Source organism: Bacillus cereus, from assembly GCF_007678085.1.
Lineage (GTDB): Bacteria > Bacillota > Bacilli > Bacillales > Bacillaceae_G > Bacillus_A > Bacillus_A cereus_BE.
The window spans coordinates 1-316 of sequence record NZ_VEDW01000030.1; the positions used below are offsets into that span (position 1 = coordinate 1).

Here is a 316-nt window from a genome sequence, read left to right on the forward strand (position 1 = left end):
TGGGCCTAAATGGACTCGAACCATCGACCTCACGCTTATCAGGCGTGCGCTCTAACCAGCTGAGCTATAGGCCCATATACTTTACAGGGGCAGTAGGAATCGAACCCACACTGGAGGTTTTGGAGACCTCAGTTCTACCTTTAAACTATGCCCCTAAAGGATGCCGACTAGAGGACTTGAACCCCCAACCTACTGATTACAAGTCAGTTGCTCTACCAATTGAGCTAAGTCGGCATAAAAAAATGGTGGCTCGGGACGGAATCGAACCGCCGACACGAGGATTTTCAGTCCTCTGCTCTACCGACTGAGCTACCGA

At 50.6% G+C, this 316-nt stretch carries 3 tRNA genes; all 3 read right to left on the reverse strand.

The window, feature by feature from the left end:
- Positions 1-74, reverse strand: a tRNA-Ile gene (locus tag FS742_RS27185).
- A 10-nt stretch (positions 75-84) separates the two neighbouring features.
- A tRNA-Trp gene (locus tag FS742_RS27190) sits at positions 85-155 on the reverse strand.
- Between the two features lie 6 nt (positions 156-161).
- A tRNA-Thr gene (locus tag FS742_RS27195) sits at positions 162-234 on the reverse strand.
- Positions 235-316: the final 82 nt, after the last annotated feature.